Below are 25,727 nucleotides of genomic sequence, written 5' to 3' on the forward strand. Positions count from 1 at the left end.
TAAACTCAATCCACTCTATATAAAAGCCTGATAATTGATAATGGACAAGGATCACCCTATGTGCCCCACTGATTTTGACAAACTGATTGATCGTCGAGATACCGCCAGCCAGAAATGGGAGCGTTATCGTGATACCAGTGTGTTACCCATGTGGGTTGCTGATACCGACTTCATGGCACCCTCTGCCGTATTAGAAGCATTACATAAACGTATCGATCATGGCATTTTTGGTTACACCAACACCCCGCAAGAACTAATCGAGCAAGTTCAAACGCGACTGGCGAATATGTACAGCTGGACTGTCACAGCCGACGAATTGGAGTGGCTACCAGGTTTAGTTCCGGGATTACACCTAGCTTGTCGAGCAACGGGTTCAAGTGGAACGGCTGTCATCACACCCTGCCCCGTTTATCCGCCTTTTATGACCTCTCCTCATTTATCCGATAGGCAGTTAATCAAAGTACCGTTAAGTCTTGAAGGTCAGCGTTATGTGATCGATTTTGACGCGTTAGAAAGCTCGATCACTGATAACACCAAATTGATGTTGTTTTGTAACCCTCATAACCCAGGGGGCACTGTTTTTAAGCGTGATGAACTAGAGCAACTTGCAGCCTTCATTATCAAACATGATTTAATCATCTGCTCAGACGAGATACATTGCGATTTGATTCTAGAAGAAGGCTTGGAGCATATCCCCATCGCCAGCCTGCATCCTGAGATCGCTGACAGAACGATTACCCTGATGGCACCCAGCAAAACCTTTAACATTGCGGGATTAGGTTGCTCTTTTGCAGTCATTCAAAACCCACAACTCAGACGAGACTTTCAACGGGCACGCAAAGGCATCGTTCCTGATGTCAACTTATTAGGATACACCGCAGCGCTTGCCGCTTTCCGTGATGGAGAAGCTTGGCACCAAGCGCAAATTAATTACCTTCGCGGTAATCGTGATTATCTGTTAGAGGAGATTAACAGCATTCCAGGATTGTCGCTTCTTCCCATCGAAGCGACCTACTTAGCTTGGATCGATATCAGTGCTGCACGACTGGAAAATCCTGCGCACTTCTTTGAGCAAGCTGGCGTTGGTATGTCAGCAGGACGTGATTTTGGTGATGAGCGATTTATGCGGCTTAACTTCGGTTGTCCAAGAAGCTTATTAGAGGAAGCAGTTGACCGGATTCGTAGAGGTCTGTTGAATCATCTGCCGGCTTGATCAATCAGATCAAGCCCGCTCAAACCCAAACGGAATCACCTCAGCGATAGACTCTGCCTTTAACATTCGCATCAGCAGGCGGTCTACACCCAGTGCTACGCCACTGCATTCAGGCAGCCCGTGCTCTAACGCCTTCACTAATCGTCTTTCCAGCGGCCGTTGAGGCAAGCCCAGCAAAGCTCTTTGCTGCTGATCTGCCGTTAAGCGTTGCGATTGTTCTTGGGGATTCGCTAGCTCGTGGTAGCCATTCGCCAGTTCAAGACCATCAAGGTATAGCTCAAAACGTTCAGAAACCTGCGCCCCAGTTGAATCAGGATGAACACAGGCTAAGGCAGCCTGGCTCGGGGGGTAGCTATGCACAAACACTGCGCCGGTTAATTGTGGTTCAATGATATGAGACATCAACAAATTCAGCCAGGTATCACGATCGTCATCATCAAAGGACGCTTCTACCTGCTGTCGGCATGCATACTGAAGCTCTTGCAGAGAAGCAGTAAAAGGATCTAGCTGCAATACGTCAATAAACAGCTCACGATAAGAAACACGTCGCCATGGCAGATCAGCAATCTGCGTTTTCACTAAATCTTCAACTTCATCCATGAGATCTTCTAACGAAAAACCCAGTCGATACCATTCGAGCATGGTGAATTCGGGATTATGTCGTCGCCCTACTTCACCGTTGCGAAACACTTTTCCTAACTGATAAATATCACCACTACCTGAAGCCAAGAGACGCTTCATTGCGTATTCAGGTGAGGTTTGCAGATGCAGAAATTGACCTTCAGCATTCGGATGAGGACGATACTCAACCGAGAGTGAATCAATAAAGGGGTCACTCACTGCACAATGAGAAAGGATTTGTGTATCCACTTCCATTACATTGCGCTGATCAAAGAAGTGACGAATCGATTTGAAGAGTTCAGCACGCTGACGAAGATTCGTCAGCGATGCTGTGGGCTGCCATTCGTTGGAGTACATTCTATAAAGGCTTAAGCGCGGCTGACGTATTCGCCAGAACGCGTATCAATACGCAGCTTTTCGCCTATCTCGATGAACAGCGGTACACGTACAATAGCACCTGTGCTTAGGGTAGCAGGTTTAGAACCACCTTGAGCCGTATCACCTTTCACACCTGGGTCAGTTTCAACCACTTCTAATTCAACAAAGTTAGGTGGCGTCACGGCAATAGGATTGCCATTCCACAGTGTCACCATGATTTTATCTTGCTCTTTAAGCCACTTCGCTGCATCACCAATCGCGTTTTGATCCGCAGCCACCTGTTCAAAGGTGCTCGTGTCCATAAAGTGCCACATTTCACCATCGCTGTAGAGATACTCTAAATCTGTATCCATCACATCGGCACTTTCAATCGACTCATTGGATTTAAAAGTACGTTCCCACACGCGACCGGTAATCAGGTTACGCATTTTCACGCGCGTAAACGCTTGGCCTTTCCCCGGTTTAACAAACTCAACATCTAGCATGCTACATGGATCACCATCCAGCATCACTTTAAGACCATTTTTGAACTGATTCGCAGAATAGTTAGCCATTCAGGTTTCCTTGACTAAAGCCGTTTTAAAGAATTGACAGGCATTCTACTTCAAACGAGAATGCAGTCCAATTTTGTCGTGAAAATAATCGCACGCAAAGTCACTGAATGTAAAAACTCGGAGCGCCATGCAACCTATTTCAATCACTTCTGTACGCAGTTGGCAAGATGAGCTTCGCGAGAGCATAACCGACCCTGCACAGCTTTTGAAAAGGTTAGCACTTCCAGATGATCTGCTTGACGGAGCTATCGCTGGTGATGCTCTATTTGACCTGCGTGTTCCAGAACCTTATTTATCTCGAATCGAAAAAGGAAACCCAAGGGATCCTTTATTGCTTCAAGTACTTCCACAGCAACAAGAAACTCAACAACTTCCCGGATACACAACCGACCCTTTAGAAGAAAATGCATCCAACCCTTTGCCGGGACTCATTCACAAATACACACATCGGGTATTGTTAATTCTAAGTGGTGCATGTGCAATAAACTGTCGCTACTGTTTTCGTCGTCACTTTGCTTATCAAGACAACCAACTTGGGCGAGAGCAGTGGCAAGCTATTTTGAAGTATTTACAAGAACACACCGAAGTCGAAGAAGTTATTTTCTCTGGTGGTGATCCTTTAGCCACTCCTGACAGCCGACTTCACCGCATGATCAGCGACCTTGAAAAGATTCCTCACCTTGAACGTCTGCGTATCCATACCCGCTTACCGGTGGTCATACCTTCACGCGTTACACCTGCATTGGTGAGCATGCTAGCGAGTACTCGTTTATCAACGGTTATAGTGCTGCATATCAATCATCCTAATGAAATAGATGAAGAAGTTAACCATGCAGCGAATCAACTCAAACAACAAAATATCACCTTGTTAAACCAGAGTGTTTTGTTGCGCGGGATCAACGATAATGCAACTGTACAAAAAACACTCAGCAAAACCCTTTTCGCGGCAGGCATATTACCTTATTATCTATTTCTATTTGATCCGGTAGCGGGTGCAGGGCATTTTGACATACCGGAAACAGAAGCACGTCGCTTAGCAGCCGATATGCAAGCAAGTTTACCTGGCTATTTAATGCCCCGTCTGGCTGTTGAAATACCCGGTAAAGCGTCGAAAACATTACTGACACCGTTAGACGACATACAAAAATCATCTGGAGTGATTTCATGAAAATGGCGAACCCCATTCGCACACGCAACACAGCCTCTCAACTATTGTTACGCACTTCGATTGTTTTTATCACTGCGGCAAGTTTAACCGGTTGCTTAAATTTCAATTTTAAAAAAGATGCACCAGAACCTGAACCTGTTGTAGAAGTACCACCCCCACCACCGTTACCCAAACCTGCTTTGCTCATCAGCCAAATGACTCCAGAAACACCCAAAGCTAGAGGCGATGTAGGTGCTTACATCAACTTTATTAACGGTACTGATTTAACCATTGAATACGTAATGTTCAAAACCACTGCGTATGATCACAACGGTAGTATTGTTAGATCCAAGCGCTCTGGTGATCCCAATACATGGCTTCGTGTTGCAGGACCTTTTGCACCAGGACAAGCGAGCGGAAGCCGTCATTGGGAACAGCTATGGCAAAACCACAACCTACGCTGCTTTGAAATTGAAGGGGTAGAGTTGATTTACATGGATGGCATGGTCGAATTCTACCACGCAGATCGCATCGCAATCTTACCAGGAAGTGATACGGAAAATAGCTGTAGCTTGTAATTACTCTACATGATTAACTTTAGATAGTGCCACTTAGCGTGTCGATTAACTTATCTGACACGCTTTACGTCATCCATGACCGCTTGCGTTTGCCATCCATGGCAAACGACGGTCAGAGAAGTTAACCGACACCCAAGTTAAGAGCAACTCAAACTCAAACCTTTCTTATTGGTCCAGGATATTGAGCGACCAAATTATCATGAGTTAACAGCAAGAACCCTTCTACTTCCGCTTGCGCAATCAAAAGCCTATCAAAAGGATCTTTATGTATACTCGGCAAATTGATGATATTGAGCGTATGTTGCGATGTAATAGGTAACTCTATAAAGCCATTATCAATTAACCCCCGACGCAATAAATAAGGATCAACCGAAAAATCATCTCTATTCAAACCTTGCTTAATCGTTACTTCCCAAATACTTGCTGCGCTAAAGTACAAACAATGAGATGGATTATTGATGAGTCTAATTGCTTCCTGCGATAACTTAGATGGCTCAGATGCGCACCAAAGTAATAGATGGGTGTCCAGTAACAAATTCATCTACACACCAAAGAGATCAGCAATTTCATCTTGACCCATTCGATCAAAATCGTCTGGCACTTTAAACTCACCTACCAAAAAACCAATTCGCTTAATCTCTGACTCTGCAGGCGCATCATAAGCAGTAATTTTAGCCACTGGCTTACCTGCTTTCGCAATGATAAAACCCTCACCCTCAGCTACTTTTGCAATAATCTTAGATAGATGGGTCTTGGCTTCATGAATGTTAATCGATTCCATACCATACACCTTAAACTTAGTTTATTAAACTTAGTCTATCAAAAAACAAATGAATGTAAACTAATACCACATTTCCGGTGACTGGGCTGCTTATTGCAGAGCTCTAGAGCCGTTAGTCAAACTCGACGCTTTATGATAACTCGGATTTGTTTTTTACGACCTTGAATTTCTTTCTCAACACAATCCGGAACATACTGCGCAAAGTAGATCTGTACAGATTGCAGAATAATTATCTCGACTTGCCAAGTGATGGCATATATGCCATCATTAATACATGAACAATATTATAGTCATAGATACTAGTGTGCTAATCAATGCACTTATTGGCCCTACTGGCCCCGCTAGGGAGTTGATAAAAAGCTGCCTACTTGGCTATTACAAGCCATTGATTAGCAATACTCTATTCATGGAATATGAAGATGTTACAAACCGATCTCATATCCTTGATTTATGCCCATTGGAACCCAATGAACTTCGAGAGCTACTAAATGCATACTATAGCATTTGCGAGTGGGTGCACATTTACTATTTATGGCGCCCAAACTTGTCCGATGAGGGTGACAATTTTTTAATTGAACTTGCCGTTGCCGGCAATGCCTATTGTGTTGTTACCAACAACATCAGGGATATCCAATCTTCTGAGCTGATATTTCCTGGATTGCATGTAATGACACCTGAACAATTACTTAGGAGACAATAGTATGGCTACCTTAACTATCCGGCTACCTGACGACAAACATAATCGCTTGAAAGCCATGGCTCGTAGTAAAAAAATGAGCGTAAACAAGTTAATTGAAGAGATTTCAACTCAGACATTAGCCGAGTTTGACTGTGAAACACGTTTTCGCACGCTAGCTGCATCTGGAGATGTTAAACGCGGTCTGGAGCTGATAGATAAACTTGACGCTACTACGCATAGTAACTAACGCACCAGTATGCAAGTGCTTCACTTAGCAATAATCCCACTCAAATCCTCGCACAATCTTCAAGATGAGGAGAAGCTGTTTTTACAAAAACAAATAACTACACACCGCTACTGCCGCAATTACCGCCACCACATCAGCCGTTAGCGCAGCCGCTAAGGTATGACGGACCTTACGGATTTGTACCGCACCAAAATAGACAGCCAACACATAAAAAGTTGTCTCAATAGAACCTTGTAAGGTTGAAACCAAGTAACCTACATAACTATCGGGCCCTATCGCTGGATCATTAATGACTGAGGCCATAATACCGTAGGCACCTGAACCTGATAGAGGCCTTAACAATGCCATCGGCAAGGCTTCAGGCGGCAAGCCAAAACGTGAGGTAAAGCCACCAATCGCCGAAACCATCACATCCATTGCACCACTGGCTCTGAACATACCGACTGCAACCAAGATGGCAACTAAGTAAGGAATGATTCGTAAGGCGACTTGAAAACCTTCTTTGGCACCTTCTACAAACACCTCATAAATTCGAACACCACGAATAGCTCCGAACAATAAAAAACCAACCATCAACATCGGCATAATCCAAGGCGACACGGATGATCCATAAAATATCATCATCGGAATCAACGACACGATCACCAACAAAGACATCACTGACACCCAAAACGGGTAAGCGCCACTATTATTAACAGGTGAAACATCCGTTGAATCAGTGACCCAAGGTCGATCCATTTTTAATGCTTCAGGATCAGGACGAACAGGAAACCATCGACGGTAAAGCATAGCGGCACAAATCGCAGCGATAGTTGCGCAAATCGTAGCAAACAGGGTTGAGGGTAAAATACCTGCCGGGTCTGCAGAACCAGCGGCCGCTCGAAGTGCAATAACACCTGTAGGTAACAAGGTAATACTTGAGGTATTGATGGCTAAAAACAATGCCATCGAATTCGTTGCTGTACCCGGTTGAGGATTGAGCTTATCTAGCTCCTGCATAGCTCTGATGCCAAAAGGTGTTGCCGCATTGCCAAGCCCTAAGGCATTCGCTGACATATTCAAGATCATCGCACCCATGGCAGGATGATCAGGAGGGACTTCAGGAAATAAACGCACCATCAAAGGACGAATTAACTTTGCAATAATGGTTAACAAGCCGCCAGCTTCAGCAACCTTCATCAATCCTAGAAATAGGGTCATCACACCAACAAGACCAATCGCCAGCTCTACTGCCCCTTGTGCCGAGCTAATCATACCGGATGAAAGCAGCTCCATCGGTGTTGCTATGCCCTCAACAGGCACATGAGTTAACTGACGAGCGCCTGCCACCATGACAGCGATCAAGACAATACCTAAAAAGATCAGATTCATAGCGGCATGCAACCTATATAAACTCAGCTAATTAGGTCATCCTAACGCTAAACAACTGACCAGTGTAGATGTACATCAAGGAAATGTGTTTTAAAAGAACACCAATAGTGACGCCCTGCTAGGTAGCTGCTAATCTCTAGCTATCACTTACAACAAGAGAGGGAACAGGATATGCAAATCAACACCGCCCTATTTGGCCCGCAAGAGATTCAAGACGACGAATTAATTACCTTTCCACAAGGCCTACCAGGGTTTGAAGAGAATACCCGCTTTAAAGTATTTCATGAGGAAGGCAAGCCGACAGTGCATTGGTTACAATCGGTGGATGATGCGGAGCTTTGCTTTTCTGTAATGGAGCCTGATTTATTGAATCTGGGCTATGAATTTGAATTAAGCGATGAACAAACACAAATACTCGAAGTCACCGAAGGTGATGAACTGATTGTCGTGTTGATGCTATCAAAAGCAGGAAATTCGTCAGAGCAAGACCATGAAACAGTGCCAAACCAAAGCATTCGGGCAAACTTACAAGGTCCTTTAGTGATTAATCTTAGGGCTCGTAAAGCGCTTCAAGCATCGCTACCTAAAGTTGAACGCATTACGTTAATTCGTGGGATTGCTTAAAATTTCTGATTTTAGCAGCGTGTCAGTTAACTTCTCTGACACGCTTAGCAAGGGTCGTTGAGATTAGTGCTGACTCCAATCATCTCTCAATAAGGCATAAAGTTTATGATCAACCCAATGATCGTATAACCACTCAACCTGCTTTAATACACCTTCTAGTTCAAACCCTAAACGCTCAGGAATTTTTTGGCTGTTGTGATTATTAACCGCACAATGTATCTCTAAACGATTGAGGTCGAGATCTTCATAGCAAAATTGAATCAAGGTTCTACACGCGTCGGTCACCAAACCTTGGCCTTGATACGACTCACCTATCCAATAGCCCAATGCCGCTTTTCGATTGCGCCAGTCAAGGTGATGAATACTCATCACCCCCGCCAACTGGTCTGCCGTAAACAAGCCTAAATGAAAAGAGTGTTGTTGTTTGAAAAGATTATCGGTATCCGCAATAAAGCGCTGGCTAGCAGTAATATCCCTGTGGCTATCTACCCAAGGCAACCATTGCCGTAGATAGTTTCGATTAGCATCTACCAAGGCAATGAATTGTGCAGCATCATCGCGGGTTAACTGTCTAAGTTCCTGTTTCAAGCACAGCATCCTCTATTTTTTAAAATTCTTCCAACTAACGCTAAAGTTTTCTGTAAGGGTGCCGTTATAAAGGGTACAGAGCAAATTGATTAGACACACCAACCAAAACATTTGCAGCTTTAAGCACAGAGTGCAACCTGCAAATGATTTTAAGGAGAACGACCATGTCTGTTATTAACACAAACATTTCATCCCTCAACGCGCAAAACAACTTGGCTCGTTCACAGGGTGAATTACAAACTTCATTGCAACGTCTATCTTCTGGTCTGCGTATTAACAGCGCTAAAGACGACGCTGCAGGCCTTCAAATCTCTAACCGTCAAACATCACAGATCAATGGTTTGAATGTTGCTGCACGTAACGCCAATGATGGTATCTCTATTGCGCAGGTTGCGGAAGGGGCTCTACAAGAATCAACCAACATTTTGCAACGTATGCGAGAGTTAGCCCTACAAGCAGCTAACGGCTCTAACTCATCCTCTGATCGTGCTGCACTGCAGAAAGAAGTAGTTGCACTCCAAGCAGAATTAACACGCATTGCAGATACTTCAGCATTTGGTGGTCAGAAATTACTTAATGGAACTTTTGGATCGCAAGATTTACAAGTAGGATCTCAAGCCAATGAGACAATTAACATATCACTTCAAAACGTTTCAGCAACCTCAATAGGTGGTCAAAGCGTAAAGAACACTGAAGGATTGAATTTTGCTGGTTTTGTCACAACTGATCCTGGAGACTTAGAGCTTGAGGGTGGTACAATCACCATCTTAAATGGCACGACCGAACAGGCTGGCATTATTACGCTTGAAGAAGAAGAAGTGTTTGATGCAAAGATCGTCGCTGATAAAATCAATGCTATTTCATCTACAACAAACGTAATTGCAACTGCACGTACTGAAGTTGAACTTGAAATTACTTTTGATGATGATGATGGAATTGGTGGAGAGATCGGCACCTCTAGAGGAGCCACAAACCTTGATGGTTTATCTGACCTTCAGTCTATTGTCGATAAAATTAACAGAGAAACTGGTGATACTGGTTTATCCGCATCAATTAACGCAGAAACAGGTAATATTCGCTTAGTATCAGCTGAAGGAAGAAATATTCTCTTCAATTTAGATACAGCCGATGAAGTAAATGTAAGCTCTGTGATTAATGGCGTAGTTGATACTGACACTGAGGTAGATGTTGTTGGTGAGGAAGATGCTGTTGCAGCTGGTTCAATTAACTTAACCTCTACTGATAAATTTTCACTTTCTAGCGAAGAGGGTGATTTAGCTGAAATATTTGGACAAGAAACCTCAAGACTCGAAACAATAAGTGATGTTAATATTTCCACATCACGTGGAGCGCAAGATGCAATTGCTGTAATAGATGGTGCAATAGCGACTATTGATGCTAATCGCGCAGACCTCGGTGCATTGCAAAACCGTCTAGAGTCTACTATCAGTAATTTACGTAACATCTCTGAAAACGTATCAGCTGCACGCTCACGTATTCAGGATGCTGACTTTGCACAAGAAACTTCGAATCTAACTCGCATCCAGATTCTACAGCAGGCAGGTACTTCAATCTTGGCTCAGGCCAACACTGTTCCGCAGTCAGTCTTGTCACTGCTGCAGTAACAGTAAAGGGAGTTTTTGGATATACTTAACGGGGATCGCAGGGTCCCCGTTTTTGTCTAAAGGAGACAAGTCATGAGTAGCATTCAACCACTAGGCAATATGCCTTCAACATCCAACACTGCCAGCGAGACAAGTTCGCGTGGTGGACGCGTTATGGGTGCCACTGCGAATGAAGTATCCCTGAGTGCCCCCAGTGTTGAAAAACTCAATAAACAGGGTAGTGTTGCTGAAAGCACCACCTTAACCGTTGAAGAAATCAGCGAAACCGTGGAAGCCTTAAATGATATGATGCGATCCATTGAACGGGGTATCAACTTTAGGGTTGATGACGATAATGGACGCACGGTGATCAAAATTATGGATAAACAAACTTCGGAATTAATTAAACAGATTCCGTCAGAAGATATCTTAAAACTGATCAATAGTATGCAAAACATGCAAAGCTTGTTGTTTGAAGAACGCGCTTAACGATCAACATTTGCTAGTGCGTTAGGAGGTGCTCCATGTCAACTATATCATCTACTGGATTTGGTTCTGGTCTTCCAATTAATGACTTAGTCACACAATTGGTTGAGGCTGAATCACGCCCTGCGTTAAATCGACTGGACCGACGTGAAGCCAGCCTGCAAACCGAACTCTCTAGCATAGGTTTGCTGAAATCAGCACTGTCAGATTTTCAAAGTAGTTTAACCGAATTACGAAACCCCAGTAACTTTAACAACCGATCTGCAAGCAGCAGCAATGAGTCGGTTGCGACCATCACCGCAGAACAAACCGCCAGCATCGGTAGTTATACCTTAGATGTTGAACGTCTTGCTTCGGCTCAAAAACTGGTTAGCCAACAAGCCTACACTTCGGGTGATACGGGTAGTTTAAGTTTTAGCAATCAGGCGGGTGCCAGCTTTACTGTGAATATCAACTCACAGGATGCAACTCTTGCGGGTATTCGAGACTCAATTAATTCAGCTCAGAACAATTTTGGTGTGACCGCTACCATTCTAAATTTATCATCAGGCCCTAGATTAGTACTCACAGCCAACGACACGGGTGAGGCGAGCAGAATAACGTCGATTACCAGCAACTCAACCAATGGCGATCTGTCTGTTTTTGATTATAGCTTTGACCCAGCGCTTAATGGCAACAACAGCAACTTTGACCAAGTCACTGCGGCCGAAGACGCTTTATTTCGCATTGAAGGACAACTGGTTAATTCGGCTTCAAACAGCATTGAAGATGTCATTCCTGGCGTGACCTTTACATTGAAAGGAACAACCGAGCCCAACAAACCTATTACCTTGAATGTTGAATCAAACATTAATGACGTCAGTGAACAAATACAAAGCTTTGTATCGGCTTATAATGACTTACGAAAACTGATTGCTGAAGAAACACGCCTCAATCCTGCGACAGGACAGGCTGGCAACCTTTTAAGTGATTCGCTCACTCGAACCGTGCAAAATCAACTTCGTGATATTTTTTCATCCAGTCAGTCAGGCAGTGGTGATATTCGTGCTTTGGTTGATCTTGGCATCACCACGAAACGAGATGGCACTTTAGAAGTCAATACCGTCCGTTTAAACTCAACGTTACGTTTAAACTTTAATGATGTCAGTCAGTTCTTCAGTGGTGAACAAGGCATTGCGAATCGACTTAATGACACACTGAGTATTTATTTACAGCGAAGTGGCACCTTTGATACGCGCACTGAGTCAATCAATCAACAGATTCGTAGTTTAGGAACCGAAAGGGAAACGGTAGCCAGAAGAATGAGCGCATTAGAGGCGCGCATGTTTGCGCAATTCAATGCCATGGATTCAATTGTTGCTCAGCTGAATAATACGGGTAATTTCCTGACACAGCAGCTTGAAAATATAAGTCAAATTAGCGCACCGCGCTCAAAACGTTAAACTATTAGAGGTTCAAGCCATCGTTATGAACATGCATCGCGCTACTCAAGCTTATCAGCAAATCAATATTAGCTCAGAGATAGAGCACGCATCGCCGCACCGATTAATCAGTATGCTATTTGAAGGTGCTTTAAAACAAACTGCAACCGCAAAAGGCGCTTTATCAAGGAATGACATTGAGGCCAGAGGTTTAGCAATCAGCCGCGCCATCGCGATTGTTGGTGAGTTACAAGCCTGTCTGCGCGATCTAGAGACGAACCCTGTATCTGCTAATTTGTTTGCACTCTACGAGTATGTACTTCGATGCTTAATAGAAGCGAACCTACAGGGTAATGTGAATAAACTGGATGAAGTGCTCAATATTCTCGTTGAGATAAAAAGTGGTTGGGATGCTATCCCTGAAGAGCAGCGCACTGCAATTAAAAAAGAAAATAACAACCCTTCTTCTGTCAACCCATGAACAAGGAAGCCTGGCAAGCAAAGATAGAGGCTGCTAGGGAGTGCCATAACGCACTACTTTTGTTAGCAAATTCACCGCTTGATGAAATTGTTGAAGCCGATAAGTTACTTAATCAATGGACTGCTTTAGCGCAGTCCATGAATGTTAATGACATTCTTGGCGATCCAAGCTTTGCAGAAAGTTATCTTGATGAACTTAAAGAAATGAACCTTGTATTAAGAGAGGCATTTATCAAGAGAAGAGATGCCATTTCTGAAGCACATAAAAAGCAGCAAAAAGTTCAAGCGGGTATTAACGCTTACCATAATTTACCTTAGCACACTCACTCTATAAATTTTTAGCGTTTACTACTTATAGCGCACTAAGGCATTTATCCACTTATTGGATGAAGTTGAATAAACTCAAGTTACTGATTCGGTTAAAGCTTGAATAAGCAGCCTCTAAGACCGTTTGTTGTAAAGTAAAACGGCTGATTGCTTCGTTATAATCCAGATCTTCAAAACTAGATAACGCCGTCCGCGTAAATAATTCAAAGTCTTCATTAACTCGCTGCTGTGACTCTAATGCATTCATCCTGGCACCGATCGAGCCCCTGGCACGCAAATTAAGTTCGCTGGTTGCTTCTATTTCTTTTAGCGTTCTTGCTAATAACTCACCCAAGGCGGCCTTACCTGCTTCGGTACCTGTACTAATCTGACTAAGACCTTGCTCTAACTTTAAAGCGGTATTAAGAATACTCGATCTCTCTGGACGAGAGCTCAGGTCTGCGCTAAAGGTGTTACCCGCTGCTGGCAAACTTTGCACATCAAAGCGAACCCCTGCAAATTTAACCGTATCGCCTGCCTCGACATTGATACCGACATTCGTTAAATCAATAGGCGGCTGATCATCTGAAAATACAGGCTGACCTGCCGGTGTTGATGTAATCGTTAGCAATCCAGCATCGTTGAGACTGATATTAAAAGCCACACCCTCGGTACTTTGTTCAAACTCTGCAAAGTTTGTGACATAGAGGTTTGAAACTAAGCCATCGGCATTGTCCAAGACAGGAACATTGACAGGCTGAACTGACTCGAACACCTGTACCGCTGAATCTGTTGCAGTAATGATATTGTTTGGCCCAACTTGTATTGATCTCTGACCACTGTCTCCTTGGAAGATATAGCGTTCTGTTGCCTGATCATAACGATAGGCCTGTGTATTTCCTTTAAACCCTGAAAATAGGTATTCACCCTGAGTATCTCTTGAGTTCATCTGACCTTGTAACTGGTTAACGATCTCTCTGACTTCAGCGACAAGCGCTTGACGGTCATTATCCGTTAACGCAGGGCTTCCTGCTTGTATCGTCAGTTCTTTTAAACGAACCGTATCATTAAATATTTGACCCAGCGCTATTTCTTGCAAGCCTAAACGACGATCGGTGACTTCAATATTGCTTTGAAACTGCTCGGTTCTCGCTAGCTCTTGCTTTAACTTAATGATCTGTGCTGATGCCAGTGGGTCATCTGATGGCTGAAGTATTTTTTTACCTGTAGAGATCTGCTGCTGAGTTTTAAAAAGCTCTGCATTTGCCCTACTAAGATTATTTACATTACCGGTAAATATCTGGTTAGTTGAAATTCTCATGTTCGGCTCCTTACACTGCGCTTATCAGTGCATCAAAGATAGTTTGAGAAGCACGAATAATTTGTGATGAAGCAATGTAAGCTTGCTGGAACTGAACCAGTTTAGCTGCCTCTTCATCTAAATTAACGCCGGCAATTGAGTCGCGTTGCATTATTGTTGCATCTAAAACAGACTTACTCGACTGACTATTAATTTGTGCTACTGCGGTTTGACTACCGACACGTTCTACTACTTGTCCATAACGATCTTGATAGGATGCACCATTTAATAATTTCGCTTGTTGCAAATTAGACATCGCTAATGCGTTACGATTATCTGACACGCCAGCAGTATTGTAACCAATATCAAATCTATCACCCATTACTGGACGGTTATTGATGGTTAATTTAAAGCCATTTAATTCGATTGACTGACCGGGTGTAAAAGGTTCGTCTTGTGCAAATGGATTCGAGGTGGCAGGCGGTATTGGTGGTTCCATTTCATATAAAACAGGGCTATTTGGATCCGTGACATCAAAAATACTATAGGTTAAAGAACCAGCAGTTTCACTGAACACGACCTGCAATGGTGGCGTTAATTCGCCTGACTGCGCGGCAAATGATGTAGAGGTGATGTCGGTTACTTCTACTAGCGCAACACCGGTACCTCTATTATTGAATCCTGATTCAACCTTGACGGGATTTGCTAAAGCTAATTGACGAGCATCGTTTAATTCAAGTCTAAGATCTGAAGCAGCACTCCTTGCTGCTTGAATTTTATAACTATCTCCAAAAGCAAAATCAGTGGCCGGATTAAGTTTAATTTCAATACCATCAATACGTATAGTTAACTCACCTGTCGATGTATCACGTGAAAACTGTCCATCTGCCTCAACAGCATTGACGGCTACATTAGTTAGAGAATTGTTATTCCATATCTTTCCGTCAGATTCTCTAACCAAATTAAAACCATTCGACTCATTAAAAATGACTCGATACTCACTCGCTTTTAGCTTGGTAACATCTGTAATACTCACACTGCCTGATGCGACACCCGTGTTTTTACCACTGGCTAAGAGTCTATCTGAACGTTCACCTGTTAGGTTGTTGAATATAAGTCCACCAAGTTGACCATCTAGATCCATACCCTTTTGGTGCTGTTGATTCATAGTTTCAGCAAAAGTTAAGGCTATAATCCCTATTTCATCACGAACCCTATCAAGATTTGCTGAACGGTAGTCAATCAATCCACCTATTTTCCCTGCACTGATTCGATCCGTTACATCGATAATACTGCGAGTTCCTGTCTGTAGAGCTACGTTGACTCTACCGGAATCATTAAGATCTGTTGTTGCGACTAAACGATTTGCGGATTGTCCAATGACAAGTGGTTCACCTTGACCTATAAACACATCAACAATATTAGAGCCTCGTTGCTCTATGGTGGTGAAGTCAACATACTCGGCCAATCGCTGTAACTCAGCTTCGCGCTTATCGACCAGTTCGTTGATTTGCACTCCAGCAGCAGAGGCAATTCTAAGCTTATCATTTAAGTTTGCTATGTTCTGCGCAATGGCATTCACTTGATCAATTGAACTTTCAAGCTCACCATTCACTGTTCGATTTTGTCTTTCCAGATTTGCACCTAAGTCATTGAAGCGCCTAACCAGTGAGTCGGCCTCGGCAAGGAAGAGCTCTCTACCTGGAAGACTAATGGGATCATCTACGACCGTTTGTAATGCACCAAAGTATTTGTCCATCGCAATGGATACGCTTGTAACATCGGAAGCTAGAAGATTATCTAATTGATTGTACAAACGCTCAAAGGATTGGGCTCTACTAAACGTTGAGGTATCGGAATAGATTTGTTGAGTCAGAAACTGATCAGCAATCCTTGAAATATTTGCTATCTCTACCCCACCAATGCCAGAAAGAGAGGAAAACTCGGCACGCTGACGCGAATAACCTGGCGTATTGACGTTGGCGATGTTTTGACCAACAACAGACAGCGCAGACTGATTTGACTTCAGTGCTTGCGTACCAATATTTAAGATGCCGTAGGTCATTTTTTTCCTCCATGCCTTTTAGTATTTAAAGGCAATATGTAACTCTATATATCGGCCAATAGTCAGCCTTCTTGAGACTCTCGACCCGCTTGCGCAAGAATATTTCCATTAAAAATGCGTTCAATTTTCGACGCATAATTGGGATCGGTTGCATAACCGGCTGCCTGCAGCTCTCGCACAAACGTCGCTGGGTTTGCCGTATTTTCTAATGCTTGTTTATAACGCGGATTACTTCTTAGGAAATCCACATAATCACGGAAGCTGTCTGCGTAGGAACCATAAGCTCTGAAAGCAGCCATTTCAGGGGCTGCAACACCATTACGATACTCAAGTGTTGATACGCTAACGCGTTCGCCTGCCCAGCGACTGTCCGCTTTGATGTTAAACAGGTTGTTACTGCCATTAATGATGTGTCGGCCCCAACCAGTTTCTAGTGCGGCTTGTGCCAATAATACTCGTGGATCAACACCTAACTCGCCAGCCATTTCTTCAGCTAAGGGCAGCAGGCTATCCACGAATTCTTGAGGCGACTCAAAACGTTTCGGTAAATTTTCAACATTAACAGTGGTGCGCTGTGGCTTAACCGCTTCCACTCGATTGGCTTCATCGGCATTAGCTTCGGCCGCCTTGCTGTTAAGTGATGGACTTGATTGAGCCTGCCCAAGCACCGCTGATGCCGCCATACCGGCTGTAAGGTTCATAGCACGATTAATGAGCATCTCTGCTTCGGTCAATGGACGTTCTTGTTCGTCACGACCTTTGGTCGTCCTCACATCACTATGCTGGCTAAGCTGACGCACCATGACATCCGCCAAGCCCATACCGCTTTTCCCTGACATATCAAGTGTCAGTTGTTGGTCATACATGTCTTGGAAAAAGCGGGTGTTATTGCTGTTGAACGGGTTATCCTCACCAAAAGATGCATTCGCATCACGCATACTTTTCAGCATCATGCTTAAGAAAATCTGCTCAAACTGCTGAGCAACTTCTTTAAGTGCTGCTTGCTCATCGGTTTTCGCTTTTCTGCGTAAATCATTCAGCTGGTTCAGCTCAGTGTAAAACTGAGGACTTTGCGTCATGACAGGAGGTTTACCCGTTACCATTTAGATCACCACTAACTCAGCGCGCAGAGCGCCGGCTTGTTTTAACGCTTCTAATATCGCCATCAGGTCGCCAGGTGCAGCACCGACGTTATTTACCGCTTCAACGATATCCTGCAAAGAAGCTCCAGGTGAAAACTCAAACATACGCCCTGAACCTTCATCAATTTCTAGCTCTGTACGAGGAGTCACGACCGTTTGCCCACCGGCTAACGCACCGGGCTGATCAACATCTAGGTTTTCAGTGATATTCACTGTCAAACCACCGTGAGTGATCGCCACAGGAGAGACTCGCACATGCTGTCCAATCACTATTGTGCCAGTACGTGAGTTAATTATCACCTTAGCGGTTTCTTCAGCCGTTTCAATCGGTAGATTTTCCAACACCGACATAAAGCTAACGCGCTGGGATGGATCACGAGGTGCGCGAACACGTATGGAAGTGGAATCCAACGCCATGGCAACACCTGGCCCCAACAGTCCATTAATCTGATCCGATACGGTTCTGGCCGTAGTAAAGTCAGGTGTTTTTAGATTGAGCGTTAAGCTATCACCTTGGGTAAAACCACTTTGCACTTCACGCTCGACGGTGGCACCGTTTGGAATTCGACCGACACTGGGTACGTTCACCGAAACACGTGATCCATCACGACCTTCGGCACCAAAACCGGCAACAATCAAATTACCTTGTGCCATGGCGTAAACTTGTCCATCTGCACCTTTCATGGGTGCCATCAATAAGGAACCACCACGAAGACTTTTCGCATCACCAATCGTTGACACGGTGATGTCGATGGTTTGACCCGGCTTTGCAAAGGGTGGCAAATTGGCATGTATCGCGACTGCCGCAATATTTTTAGACTGAGGATTCACATTGGGCGGCATAGCCACGCCCATGTTGTTAAGCAAGTTACGAAAGGTTTGTGAGGTAAAATTCGCACGACTATCACCCGTACCATCTAAACCCACCACCAATCCATAACCGACCAATTGGTTATCACGAACACCGGACACCGTAATCAAATCCTTCAGACGTGAGGTGTTCACATTGGCTAGCGCAGATTCAATACTGAATAACAAAACCAGTGCGATAAAGAGTAACTTTTTCATTTTACACCTCACTTAAAAGGGCATTAATGCGCTGATAAAGAATCGACCTAACCAGCCCATCACGTTTACATCGGCTGTTGCACCCGTTCCACTGTAGGTAATTCTTGCATCGGCTAAACGGGTTGAATCAACGGTATTATCGGCGCGAATATCCTGAGGCCTAACAAGACCACTAATTCGAATATATTCATCACCTTGGTTTAAAGTCACCCACTTCTCACCTCGAACCAACATCACTCCATTCGGATAGATTTCATGGATGGTTGCTGTGATATTGCCGCTTAACTGGTTTCGCATATTCGAGGATGAGTCACCTGAGAAGCTGCTATCACCACCTACTCCTGCTGATAACTCTCTTCCAAATACGGTTAAGGGTTCACCCATGACATTCGGTACCGGTAGGTTTACGTCGGTACTTTTATCTAAACTGGTACTGGATTGCTTACTCGACTGGGTACGCTCAGTTAAGTTAATGGTGATAATGTCACCTGGACGCAGCGCACGACCATCACTGTAGATATCTCGATTCGTGGAAGCATGAAAGATAGCACCATTAATAGGCTTTGGTGTTTCAAAGCTTGGCATCTGAACCGGTGCATAATAGGGGTTATCTGGTTTTGGAGCTTTGTTAACGCAACCAGATAACAGCGCCAACATCCCCAGCATTAATCCTATTTTAATTGATGGACTTATCGTTAGTTTCATCATACTACCCTCACACTTCACTCATTAAAGCTGCTGCGTTGCGAACGACAGCATCTGATCTGCGGTTGAGATCACCTTGGAGTTGATCTCATAAGCACGCTGCGTAGTAATCATATTGACTAGCTCTTCAACCGCATTAACGTTGGAGCCCTCTAACATTCCTTGCTTTAAGATACCAACGCCATCTTCACCGGGATTGAGTACGTTTGCGGGGCCACTCGCTGCTGTTTCGATAAACAGGTTTTGCCCCACCGCTTGAAGACCTTCTGGGTTTACAAAGTCTGCTAACTCAATTTGCCCTAACACCTGTGGATTGGGATCACCTGCAATGACTGCTGTTACGATGCCATTGACGCCAACACTAAAATTAACCACTTCACCGGGAAGTGCTATTTCAGGGTCTAGCAGATAACCTTCTGCTGTCACAATTTGCCCATCACCATTCAAATGGAATTGACCATTTCGGGTGTAAGCAATATCGCCATTCGGCTGAACAACTTGGAAGAAACCACGACCATTGATGGCCACATCGAAGGTTCTATCGGTAATCTGCAAGTCACCGGTATCAAACATTTTTTGCGTACTGACGGTACGGACACCATGACCCAACTGTAAACCCGATGGCAACTGTGCATCATCAGCATTCTGTGCGCCTGGTTGACGGCGTATTTGATAGAGCAGATCTTCAAAGACGGCACGATCTTTTTTAAAGCCGACCGTACTGACGTTGGCTAAGTTATTGGAGATAACGCGCAGATTGGTATCCTGAGCGCTTAACCCTGTTTTTGCGACGTGAAGTGCACCGTGCATGTTATTCCCCTATTTTTATATCGTATTAGCTAAGCTGCAACACACGTGCAGCTGAGCTAGAATTCTCTTCGGCTGTTTTCATCATCTTTATTTGAATCTCATATTGTCGAGATAAGCCGATGATGGCAGTGAGTTCTTCAACCGCATTAACGTTACTGGTTTCGAGATAACCGGACCGAATCTGTCTATTGATTAATGGTGGCAGAGGCTGTTGATCATTGGTTCGCATTAAACCTTCAGTCCCTTTAAATGAAGTCGCCGGATCTAACTCAACCACTTTAATGACATCAACCAAGGCAAGTTCAGCCGCACCATCACCGAGGGGACGAATGGTTACTGCCCCATCATTGGCTATTTGCACTTTTTCAGCCGGAGGAATCACGATCGGAATACCTCCATTACCAATAACAGGCAAACCACTGCCAGTCACTAATTGGTTTGCGGCATTGATTTGCAGTTCACCAGCACGGGTATAACCCTCTGTTCCATCGGGTGCTCGAACAGCAATCCAACCACCACCCACAACTGCAATATCAAGATCACGCCCTGTTTGTTGCAAGGTACCGGAGGCACGATTGGTTCCGGGAGACTCCGCCATAGCATAGACTCGCGATGCCTGACCATCACCGAACACTCGCATCGCTCTAGCTTGCTCAAAATCTTGCTTGAAACCAGTCGTCGTAACGTTGGCTAAGTTATTGGCACGTATCTGCTGCGCGTTCATATTCTCGCGTGCGCCAGTCATTGCCAGATATAACACTTTATCCATTATCCACTCCTTATCGCGGCGGTTGCGGCTTGCCGCTTTTATCGGGACTAATAGATATTAAGCAAGGAGTGTGCCATCAAGGATAAGGAGAGAAAAAACCATAGAGGTGAGTATCAGGAAGGAGTGCTTTCAAAAAAGAATTGGAGCTCGTTCAGAACGAACTCCAATAAAAAACTTAGATATTCAAGATAGTCTGGGTAATGTTGTTGGCAGTCTCTAACGTTTTAGAACTTGCCTGGAAGTTACGCTGTGCTTGTATCAAGTTTACCAACTCGGTAGACAGATCAACGTTTGACTGCTCTAAGGCAGCTGAACGCAACGTACCATTCAAACCAGTACCCGGCGGGTTAAGTATTGCATTACCTGAAGCCAAGGTAGCAATCCATTCAGTATCACCTGAAGGCTGCAAGCCATCTTGGTTTTCAAAAGTCGCAAATGCTACGACACCTAGGGATTGGTTTTGACCATTACTGAAAGATGCAATCATTTCGCCGGTAGGAGCAAAGGTTACACCAATCAAATCACCCTTGGTATAACCATCTTGCTGTTGGTTTTTAACAATTGAAGCAGATGCAAATTGTGTTGAGTTAGTTAAATCTAAACGTATATTTGTATTAGGGTTAGCTGGATCAGCACCTTGGATAGTAATCGCTGGCACTTGAGTACCTGGAGTAAATACACCATTTCCACCAAAAACATTAATACCATTTAACAGACCACTTTCAGGTCTAAAGGATAATAGAATTGAACCTGGCTCCGTAAGTGTTCCAGTACCGGGATCTTGTCTCTTACCAATATCAAGCAATTCTTCATTATTTAAATATGCATAAGCACGATAGTGACCCAAGTATCCCCTATCACCTTCAACTACTTCGTTTGGAGTAGCCAAGTTAGTACCTGAAGTGTATGTTTGCTGACCGACAATTAAAAAACCCGAATTAACTGTAACTTCAGGTCTAAATTGATTATCAGGAACATCTCCAGCAGACGCTCTAAATGTAATTTCTATCTCACGAGTGCCAGGTATAGATCCATCAACAATTGCTACTGATTCGATATCTGGATTTCTATCCAAAATTCTCGGTTCATTGGATCTGATAGCCGCTTCTAATTCTGCTTGCGTCATTGTACCAGTAACTTGAATTGGAACGCCGCCAATACTTATTGACCCCTCTGTATTCGCTGGATCCAAAGATAATGCATATTTTCTAACTTCATTTGATGGTCTTTTCGAGACATCATCTGGAGCAACAACAGATCCAGCAATACCTGCAGCTGTGCTGGTATCACGAACAAGAACACTGCCTGAATCAGTATATTGAGACTTAAAATCAAAGGTTAATATAGGGCTAGCACCAGAATTATCAATACTAACTGAAGCCAAGTCTATTCTTGGGTCCGTCCGTAGTAATAAATCCCCATTTGGTGTGATTGCATTTCCTGTATTAAGGTTAAAAATATTTGACCCTGGAGGGGTTTCAGAGAAATCAGAAGTAATATCAAGCTCAACACCTGAAATAGTCAGGGTATTGTTACCTGGAGCACTAAGCAAGTCGGACAAAATATAGCTAAACTCCTGTCTTACAGGTTGTTGCTCAACAAAGTTAAACTTTACAGTTTGTTCATTACCAAGACTGTCAAAAGTTCTTACTGTAGTTGTATAAGTAAAGGAGCCTGGTTCATCTTTGTCATATTCTGGTAAAAGCCTAGTAGCATCAGACCTAGCATCAATATTGAATGATAAATCTATAGACTCTGTAGCTTTCGGAGGACTTTCTTTCTGTGATACCTGCAAATTACCTATTGGCAACCTGTTACCTTCTTGGTCTAATCCATAACCCTGCAAGAACTTACCTGACTTAGATATAATCTGCCCGTCTTTATTTAGTTCGAAAGCCCCTGCACGAGTGTAGGTAGTACTACCTTGCCCATCACTTAACTGAAAGAACCCAGAACCATTGATAGCAAGATCTAAGTTATTGTTGGTAAATTCGATAGTACCAGCGCTAAAGTCTTGAGAAATCCCTGCAACAGTTACGCCCGAACCCGGACTATTGCTCGAGCCAGCACCCACAACTGAAGTCGCATAAATATCTGCAAACTCAGTTCGTGAAGACTTAAAGCCAGTGGTGCTGACGTTGGCAATGTTGTTACCTGTCACATCCAACATAGTGGAAGCGGCTTTTAGACCTGTAATTGCTGTATTGAATGACATGATTTTACCCTCACTTAGCCTAGCTGCTTCACATCTTTAAAGTCGATGCTGCCAATTGCTGTATTCACTTTCATACCGATGCCGTTTTGTCCCAGTGACACACTGTTCACGGTAAAGGGCATCCAGGTATCCACTTGTTTGTATTTTTCGCCATCAAAGGCTTCTGCAATAATCTGATAACTACCCGCTGGAACCTCTTCAGAAGCATTCCACACGAAGCTTCGTTCACCCGCTTGAGTTTGCCCCATATTCACACGATCCACTAACGAACCGCCTCGATCATAGATAGAGATGCGAAGGTCCGTAGTACTCGATTCTAAACTCACGGTTCCAGGCAATGCACCGCCCTGCTGACTCAAATTGGCAATATCTGAATTGATAAAAACCCGTTGACCGACCATGGATGACGCTTGTAATGCGCTTTGGCTACTCAGCAAACTGTTACTCATGGTCTGAAAGGTTCTTGACATTTCTGTCATGGTTTCAACCATGGTCATGCTAGAGATCTGCTGCATAAAATCACTGGTATCAGCAGGACTGGTGGGGTCCTGATTCTGCAACTGTGCGATCATCAGCTTCATAAACATCTGATCGTCAGACTTATCGACCTGGCGAGTGCTGGTTTGACGATTCGCCTGATTGATCTGATCAAAGACGTTGTTGTTCGGATTGTTGTTAATCGTGCTCATGACGATTTCCTCTTAAATTCTATTTACTGCTGACCCAATCTTAAGGTCTGCTGAAGCATCTGTTTCGCTGTATTCATCACATCAGCATTGATTTGAAAAGAACGTGATGCCGAAATCATATCGGCCATCTCTTCAACAATGTTCACATTCGGGTAGTACACATAACCACGCTCGTCCGCCAGCGGATGATCTGGCTCGTATGTCATACGTGGATCGGTTTGGCTTTCAACTATTCTTAAAACCTGAACACCCTGACCTGGAACCAAACCCTGCTGAGTGATTGGCATCTGTTCTGGCTCAGGCGCTTTCAAAGCGAAAACAGGGTGTCTAGCACGATAGGTTTCACCCTCGCTAGAACTGACACTCTGCGCATTGGCCATATTACTGGCGGTAGTGTTCAAACGGATGGTTTGAGCACTCATTGCTGAACCAGAGATATTAAAGACGTTAGATAGTGACATCGTTATTCACCCTTAATTGCTTTGGTTAGGCCTGAAAACTTGCTGTTCAAGAATTCAAAACTGGCTTGATAACGCAGGGCGTTGTCGGTGTAACGTGCCATCTCTTCTTGAACTTCAACGGTGTTTCCATCAACGGCTGGTTGATGTGGTATCCGGTACATCAAGTCAGCGGCAAAATCTGGATCGGCTATTTGGCTTTGGTGCCTTGACTGTGTGGTGGCCAACTTCAGTGGTGATTGTTGACCACCTTGAACACCCTCTAACACAGCGGCAAAGTCGATATCCCTTGCTTTGAAGTTTGGGGTATCTGCGTTAGCAATGTTATTTGCCAACACTTCAGCTCGACGCGCACGCAATACCAATGCGTCTGCATGGGGTCCGAGTGCTGAATCAAAACTAAATGCCATGGTTGCTTTCCAAATTCTTTGTGACTTTGTCTTTAATAAAGCAACTTGTATGCCAGAAATAGAAAAGCCCGCTATAACGGGCTTCTGATGTGACTAGGGTCGTTGATGTCGATTAAAGCGGCAAGTGCCTGCCACCCTGTTTTGCCACTTATGCGGCAAGACTAGATCGCCTGATAGATAATGCCGGGGCGGCAATGAATCATTTTGTATAGATCGGGTAATCCTGATAGCGATTCAGATGCACCCAAAATCAAATAACCACCAGGTTTTAATTGCTTATGTATTTTGCGCAAAATATCGTTCTTCACATCAGATGAAAAGTAGATCAACACGTTACGACAAAAGACAATATCGAACTGCCCTAAGCTTGAATAGGGACCCAGCAGGTTTAGGCTTTGAAACTTAACTCGATTACGCACTTCAGGCTTAATCTGCCAAGAACCTTCAGAGGTCTTAGTGAAAAAACGAGTCAATCTGTCCTGCGACAATCCTCGTCCAAGCGCCAGCATTTCATATTCACCTTTGCGGGCCTGATCCAGAACAGTGGAAGAAATATCCGTTGCAACAATTTCTTGTCCTGACGAAAAGGCACCAGGTTTTGATTGTCGAAACTCTTCAATAATCATGCTAATAGAATAAGGTTCCTGCCCTGTAGAGCAAGCCGCAGACCAAATACGTAATTTTTGAAAACTGTTGTTACTACTCAACTCAGTCAGCAGCTGGTTTTTCAAAATATCGTAAGGGTGAATATCCCTAAACCACAACGTCTCGTTTGTGGTCATCGCATCAATGACTTGTTCTTTGATGGTGGAGTTACCCGGTTGGTTTAGACGACGAATTAATTCAGAAAGCGTGCTATACCCCTCTTTCTGCATAATTCGACTCAGGCGGCTTTGAACCAGATACTGTTTGTGTTCTGCCAACAAAATGCCACAGCTCTTTTCAAGAAATTGGCTAAAGCCTTTAAACTCTTCAGAACTGATTGTGAATCCAGTTTTCACTCAATACCACCTATTCG

General features: G+C 44.0%; 29 protein-coding genes. 11 read left to right on the forward strand and 18 right to left on the reverse strand.

Annotated elements, in window-relative coordinates; translation table 11 throughout:
- The first annotated feature begins 58 nt into the window (after positions 1-58).
- Complete coding sequence (locus F7R24_RS06840; RefSeq protein ID WP_151670508.1) at positions 59-1,213, forward strand: MalY/PatB family protein; 1,155 nt, start codon at positions 59-61, stop codon at positions 1,211-1,213.
- A 9-nt stretch (positions 1,214-1,222) separates the two neighbouring features.
- Here the strand turns inward: F7R24_RS06840 and epmA are convergent, their stop codons facing one another.
- Positions 1,223-2,191 carry an EF-P lysine aminoacylase EpmA gene (gene epmA / locus F7R24_RS06845; RefSeq protein ID WP_151670509.1) on the reverse strand — a complete coding sequence of 323 codons (969 nt, stop codon included), beginning with the start codon at positions 2,189-2,191 and terminating at the stop codon, positions 1,223-1,225.
- 11 nt (positions 2,192-2,202) lie between these two features.
- Positions 2,203-2,766 (reverse strand): elongation factor P, encoded by a 564-nt coding sequence (efp, locus tag F7R24_RS06850; RefSeq protein WP_151670510.1) that lies wholly within the window; start codon positions 2,764-2,766, stop codon positions 2,203-2,205.
- Between the two features lie 127 nt (positions 2,767-2,893).
- Here efp and epmB point away from each other — a divergent pair, with 127 nt between their 5' ends.
- Positions 2,894-3,934 carry an EF-P beta-lysylation protein EpmB gene (epmB, locus tag F7R24_RS06855; RefSeq protein WP_151670511.1) on the forward strand — a complete coding sequence of 347 codons (1,041 nt, stop codon included), beginning with the start codon at positions 2,894-2,896 and terminating at the stop codon, positions 3,932-3,934.
- The gene (locus tag F7R24_RS06860) at positions 3,931-4,491 is read left to right on the forward strand and encodes a hypothetical protein (RefSeq protein ID WP_151670512.1); all 561 of its coding nucleotides are present in this window, start codon (positions 3,931-3,933) and stop codon (positions 4,489-4,491) included. The genes epmB and F7R24_RS06860 overlap by 4 nt, the downstream gene beginning before the upstream one ends.
- 154 nt (positions 4,492-4,645) lie before the next feature.
- On the opposite strand, the gene F7R24_RS06865 is transcribed toward F7R24_RS06860, so the two are convergent.
- The gene (locus tag F7R24_RS06865) at positions 4,646-5,032 is read right to left on the reverse strand and encodes a type II toxin-antitoxin system VapC family toxin (protein WP_151670513.1); all 387 of its coding nucleotides are present in this window, start codon (positions 5,030-5,032) and stop codon (positions 4,646-4,648) included.
- The gene (locus F7R24_RS06870) at positions 5,033-5,272 is read right to left on the reverse strand and encodes a type II toxin-antitoxin system Phd/YefM family antitoxin (protein WP_151670514.1); all 240 of its coding nucleotides are present in this window, start codon (positions 5,270-5,272) and stop codon (positions 5,033-5,035) included. It abuts the gene before it with no gap.
- A gap of 274 nt (positions 5,273-5,546) precedes the next feature.
- Here F7R24_RS06870 and F7R24_RS14985 point away from each other — a divergent pair, with 274 nt between their 5' ends.
- Positions 5,547-5,972 carry a putative toxin-antitoxin system toxin component, PIN family gene (locus tag F7R24_RS14985; RefSeq protein WP_151670515.1) on the forward strand — a complete coding sequence of 142 codons (426 nt, stop codon included), beginning with the start codon at positions 5,547-5,549 and terminating at the stop codon, positions 5,970-5,972.
- A 1-nt stretch (position 5,973) separates the two neighbouring features.
- Positions 5,974-6,198, forward strand: a complete 225-nt coding sequence (locus F7R24_RS06880; RefSeq protein ID WP_151670516.1) for a toxin-antitoxin system HicB family antitoxin — start codon at positions 5,974-5,976, stop codon at positions 6,196-6,198.
- Between the two features lie 81 nt (positions 6,199-6,279).
- Here F7R24_RS06880 and F7R24_RS06885 read toward each other — a convergent pair whose 3' ends face one another.
- Positions 6,280-7,569 (reverse strand): nucleoside recognition domain-containing protein, encoded by a 1,290-nt coding sequence (locus F7R24_RS06885; protein ID WP_151670517.1) that lies wholly within the window; start codon positions 7,567-7,569, stop codon positions 6,280-6,282.
- Positions 7,570-7,740: 171 nt separating this feature from the next.
- Between F7R24_RS06885 and fliW the strand changes: the two genes are divergently transcribed.
- Complete coding sequence (gene fliW, locus F7R24_RS06890; protein ID WP_151670518.1) at positions 7,741-8,193, forward strand: flagellar assembly protein FliW; 453 nt, start codon at positions 7,741-7,743, stop codon at positions 8,191-8,193.
- 63 nt (positions 8,194-8,256) lie between these two features.
- On the opposite strand, the gene F7R24_RS06895 is transcribed toward fliW, so the two are convergent.
- Positions 8,257-8,781 carry a GNAT family N-acetyltransferase gene (locus F7R24_RS06895; protein ID WP_168926788.1) on the reverse strand — a complete coding sequence of 175 codons (525 nt, stop codon included), beginning with the start codon at positions 8,779-8,781 and terminating at the stop codon, positions 8,257-8,259.
- A gap of 164 nt (positions 8,782-8,945) precedes the next feature.
- On the opposite strand from F7R24_RS06895, the gene F7R24_RS14900 reads away from it, so the two are divergent.
- The 5 genes from F7R24_RS14900 to F7R24_RS06920 all read left to right on the forward strand — a co-directional run bounded on the left by F7R24_RS14900 (position 8,946) and on the right by F7R24_RS06920 (position 13,090).
- Positions 8,946-10,406, forward strand: coding sequence for a flagellin (locus F7R24_RS14900; protein ID WP_151670520.1), 1,461 nt, complete (start codon positions 8,946-8,948; stop codon positions 10,404-10,406).
- Positions 10,407-10,478: 72 nt separating this feature from the next.
- On the forward strand, positions 10,479-10,874 hold the full coding sequence (locus tag F7R24_RS06905) for a flagellar protein FlaG (protein WP_151670521.1): 396 nt from the start codon (positions 10,479-10,481) through the stop codon (positions 10,872-10,874).
- Between the two features lie 35 nt (positions 10,875-10,909).
- Entirely contained in the window at positions 10,910-12,313 is a 1,404-nt protein-coding gene (gene fliD, locus F7R24_RS06910) for a flagellar filament capping protein FliD (protein WP_151670522.1), read from the forward strand.
- 25 nt (positions 12,314-12,338) lie between these two features.
- Positions 12,339-12,773 (forward strand): flagellar export chaperone FliS, encoded by a 435-nt coding sequence (fliS, locus tag F7R24_RS06915; protein WP_151670523.1) that lies wholly within the window; start codon positions 12,339-12,341, stop codon positions 12,771-12,773.
- A complete protein-coding gene (locus F7R24_RS06920; RefSeq protein ID WP_151670524.1) occupies positions 12,770-13,090 on the forward strand; it encodes a hypothetical protein in 321 nt (106 codons plus the stop codon). Before fliS ends, F7R24_RS06920 begins: the two co-directional genes overlap by 4 nt.
- Before the next feature lie 61 nt (positions 13,091-13,151).
- On the opposite strand, the gene flgL is transcribed toward F7R24_RS06920, so the two are convergent.
- The 12 genes from flgL to F7R24_RS06980 form a co-directional block, all read right to left on the reverse strand.
- Positions 13,152-14,399 (reverse strand): flagellar hook-associated protein FlgL, encoded by a 1,248-nt coding sequence (gene flgL, locus F7R24_RS06925; RefSeq protein ID WP_151670525.1) that lies wholly within the window; start codon positions 14,397-14,399, stop codon positions 13,152-13,154.
- 10 nt (positions 14,400-14,409) lie between these two features.
- Positions 14,410-16,443 carry a flagellar hook-associated protein FlgK gene (gene flgK / locus F7R24_RS06930; protein WP_151670526.1) on the reverse strand — a complete coding sequence of 678 codons (2,034 nt, stop codon included), beginning with the start codon at positions 16,441-16,443 and terminating at the stop codon, positions 14,410-14,412.
- Positions 16,444-16,505: 62 nt separating this feature from the next.
- Entirely contained in the window at positions 16,506-17,546 is a 1,041-nt protein-coding gene (flgJ, locus tag F7R24_RS06935) for a flagellar assembly peptidoglycan hydrolase FlgJ (protein ID WP_240776022.1), read from the reverse strand.
- On the reverse strand, positions 17,547-18,653 hold the full coding sequence (locus F7R24_RS06940; RefSeq protein ID WP_151670527.1) for a flagellar basal body P-ring protein FlgI: 1,107 nt from the start codon (positions 18,651-18,653) through the stop codon (positions 17,547-17,549).
- Positions 18,654-18,665: 12 nt separating this feature from the next.
- Entirely contained in the window at positions 18,666-19,358 is a 693-nt protein-coding gene (gene flgH, locus F7R24_RS06945; protein ID WP_151670528.1) for a flagellar basal body L-ring protein FlgH, read from the reverse strand.
- Positions 19,359-19,382: 24 nt separating this feature from the next.
- Positions 19,383-20,168: a flagellar basal-body rod protein FlgG gene (flgG, locus tag F7R24_RS06950; protein ID WP_151670529.1), complete on the reverse strand. Its 786-nt coding sequence runs from the start codon at positions 20,166-20,168 to the stop codon at positions 19,383-19,385.
- A gap of 25 nt (positions 20,169-20,193) precedes the next feature.
- The gene (locus F7R24_RS06955) at positions 20,194-20,937 is read right to left on the reverse strand and encodes a flagellar basal body rod protein FlgF (protein WP_151670530.1); all 744 of its coding nucleotides are present in this window, start codon (positions 20,935-20,937) and stop codon (positions 20,194-20,196) included.
- A 175-nt stretch (positions 20,938-21,112) separates the two neighbouring features.
- Positions 21,113-23,152, reverse strand: a complete 2,040-nt coding sequence (locus tag F7R24_RS06960) for a flagellar hook-basal body complex protein (protein WP_240776024.1) — start codon at positions 23,150-23,152, stop codon at positions 21,113-21,115.
- Between the two features lie 14 nt (positions 23,153-23,166).
- Complete coding sequence (locus F7R24_RS06965) at positions 23,167-23,841, reverse strand: flagellar hook assembly protein FlgD (RefSeq protein WP_151670532.1); 675 nt, start codon at positions 23,839-23,841, stop codon at positions 23,167-23,169.
- A 23-nt stretch (positions 23,842-23,864) separates the two neighbouring features.
- The gene (gene flgC, locus F7R24_RS06970) at positions 23,865-24,302 is read right to left on the reverse strand and encodes a flagellar basal body rod protein FlgC (RefSeq protein WP_151670533.1); all 438 of its coding nucleotides are present in this window, start codon (positions 24,300-24,302) and stop codon (positions 23,865-23,867) included.
- A gap of 2 nt (positions 24,303-24,304) precedes the next feature.
- Positions 24,305-24,709 carry a flagellar basal body rod protein FlgB gene (gene flgB, locus F7R24_RS06975; RefSeq protein ID WP_151670534.1) on the reverse strand — a complete coding sequence of 135 codons (405 nt, stop codon included), beginning with the start codon at positions 24,707-24,709 and terminating at the stop codon, positions 24,305-24,307.
- A gap of 161 nt (positions 24,710-24,870) precedes the next feature.
- A complete protein-coding gene (locus F7R24_RS06980; protein ID WP_206057492.1) occupies positions 24,871-25,710 on the reverse strand; it encodes a CheR family methyltransferase in 840 nt (279 codons plus the stop codon).
- Between the last annotated feature and the right edge of the window lie 17 nt (positions 25,711-25,727).

Source organism: Nitrincola schmidtii (genome assembly GCF_008973715.1).
Taxonomy (GTDB): Bacteria; Pseudomonadota; Gammaproteobacteria; order Pseudomonadales; family Balneatricaceae; genus Nitrincola; species Nitrincola schmidtii.

Coding starts and splice junctions, on each gene's coding strand:
- F7R24_RS06905 (WP_151670521.1), top strand. CDS start 10,479: ATGAGTAGCATTCAACCACTAGGCAATATGCCTTCAACATCCAACACT.
- F7R24_RS06960 (WP_240776024.1), bottom strand. CDS start 23,152: ATGTCATTCAATACAGCAATTACAGGTCTAAAAGCCGCTTCCACTATG.
- efp (WP_151670510.1), bottom strand. CDS start 2,766: ATGGCTAACTATTCTGCGAATCAGTTCAAAAATGGTCTTAAAGTGATG.
- F7R24_RS06885 (WP_151670517.1), bottom strand. CDS start 7,569: ATGAATCTGATCTTTTTAGGTATTGTCTTGATCGCTGTCATGGTGGCA.
- F7R24_RS06840 (WP_151670508.1), top strand. CDS start 59: ATGTGCCCCACTGATTTTGACAAACTGATTGATCGTCGAGATACCGCC.
- F7R24_RS14985 (WP_151670515.1), top strand. CDS start 5,547: ATGAACAATATTATAGTCATAGATACTAGTGTGCTAATCAATGCACTT.
- fliW (WP_151670518.1), top strand. CDS start 7,741: ATGCAAATCAACACCGCCCTATTTGGCCCGCAAGAGATTCAAGACGAC.
- flgL (WP_151670525.1), bottom strand. CDS start 14,399: ATGAGAATTTCAACTAACCAGATATTTACCGGTAATGTAAATAATCTT.
- fliD (WP_151670522.1), top strand. CDS start 10,910: ATGTCAACTATATCATCTACTGGATTTGGTTCTGGTCTTCCAATTAAT.
- fliS (WP_151670523.1), top strand. CDS start 12,339: ATGAACATGCATCGCGCTACTCAAGCTTATCAGCAAATCAATATTAGC.
- F7R24_RS14900 (WP_151670520.1), top strand. CDS start 8,946: ATGTCTGTTATTAACACAAACATTTCATCCCTCAACGCGCAAAACAAC.
- F7R24_RS06860 (WP_151670512.1), top strand. CDS start 3,931: ATGAAAATGGCGAACCCCATTCGCACACGCAACACAGCCTCTCAACTA.
- epmA (WP_151670509.1), bottom strand. CDS start 2,191: ATGTACTCCAACGAATGGCAGCCCACAGCATCGCTGACGAATCTTCGT.
- F7R24_RS06870 (WP_151670514.1), bottom strand. CDS start 5,272: ATGGAATCGATTAACATTCATGAAGCCAAGACCCATCTATCTAAGATT.
- F7R24_RS06940 (WP_151670527.1), bottom strand. CDS start 18,653: ATGAAAAAGTTACTCTTTATCGCACTGGTTTTGTTATTCAGTATTGAA.
- flgK (WP_151670526.1), bottom strand. CDS start 16,443: ATGACCTACGGCATCTTAAATATTGGTACGCAAGCACTGAAGTCAAAT.
- flgC (WP_151670533.1), bottom strand. CDS start 24,302: ATGTCACTATCTAACGTCTTTAATATCTCTGGTTCAGCAATGAGTGCT.
- epmB (WP_151670511.1), top strand. CDS start 2,894: ATGCAACCTATTTCAATCACTTCTGTACGCAGTTGGCAAGATGAGCTT.
- F7R24_RS06965 (WP_151670532.1), bottom strand. CDS start 23,841: ATGAGCACGATTAACAACAATCCGAACAACAACGTCTTTGATCAGATC.
- flgJ (WP_240776022.1), bottom strand. CDS start 17,546: ATGGTAACGGGTAAACCTCCTGTCATGACGCAAAGTCCTCAGTTTTAC.
- F7R24_RS06920 (WP_151670524.1), top strand. CDS start 12,770: ATGAACAAGGAAGCCTGGCAAGCAAAGATAGAGGCTGCTAGGGAGTGC.
- F7R24_RS06865 (WP_151670513.1), bottom strand. CDS start 5,032: ATGAATTTGTTACTGGACACCCATCTATTACTTTGGTGCGCATCTGAG.
- flgB (WP_151670534.1), bottom strand. CDS start 24,709: ATGGCATTTAGTTTTGATTCAGCACTCGGACCCCATGCAGACGCATTG.
- flgH (WP_151670528.1), bottom strand. CDS start 19,358: ATGAAACTAACGATAAGTCCATCAATTAAAATAGGATTAATGCTGGGG.
- F7R24_RS06955 (WP_151670530.1), bottom strand. CDS start 20,937: ATGGATAAAGTGTTATATCTGGCAATGACTGGCGCACGCGAGAATATG.
- flgG (WP_151670529.1), bottom strand. CDS start 20,168: ATGCACGGTGCACTTCACGTCGCAAAAACAGGGTTAAGCGCTCAGGAT.
- F7R24_RS06880 (WP_151670516.1), top strand. CDS start 5,974: ATGGCTACCTTAACTATCCGGCTACCTGACGACAAACATAATCGCTTG.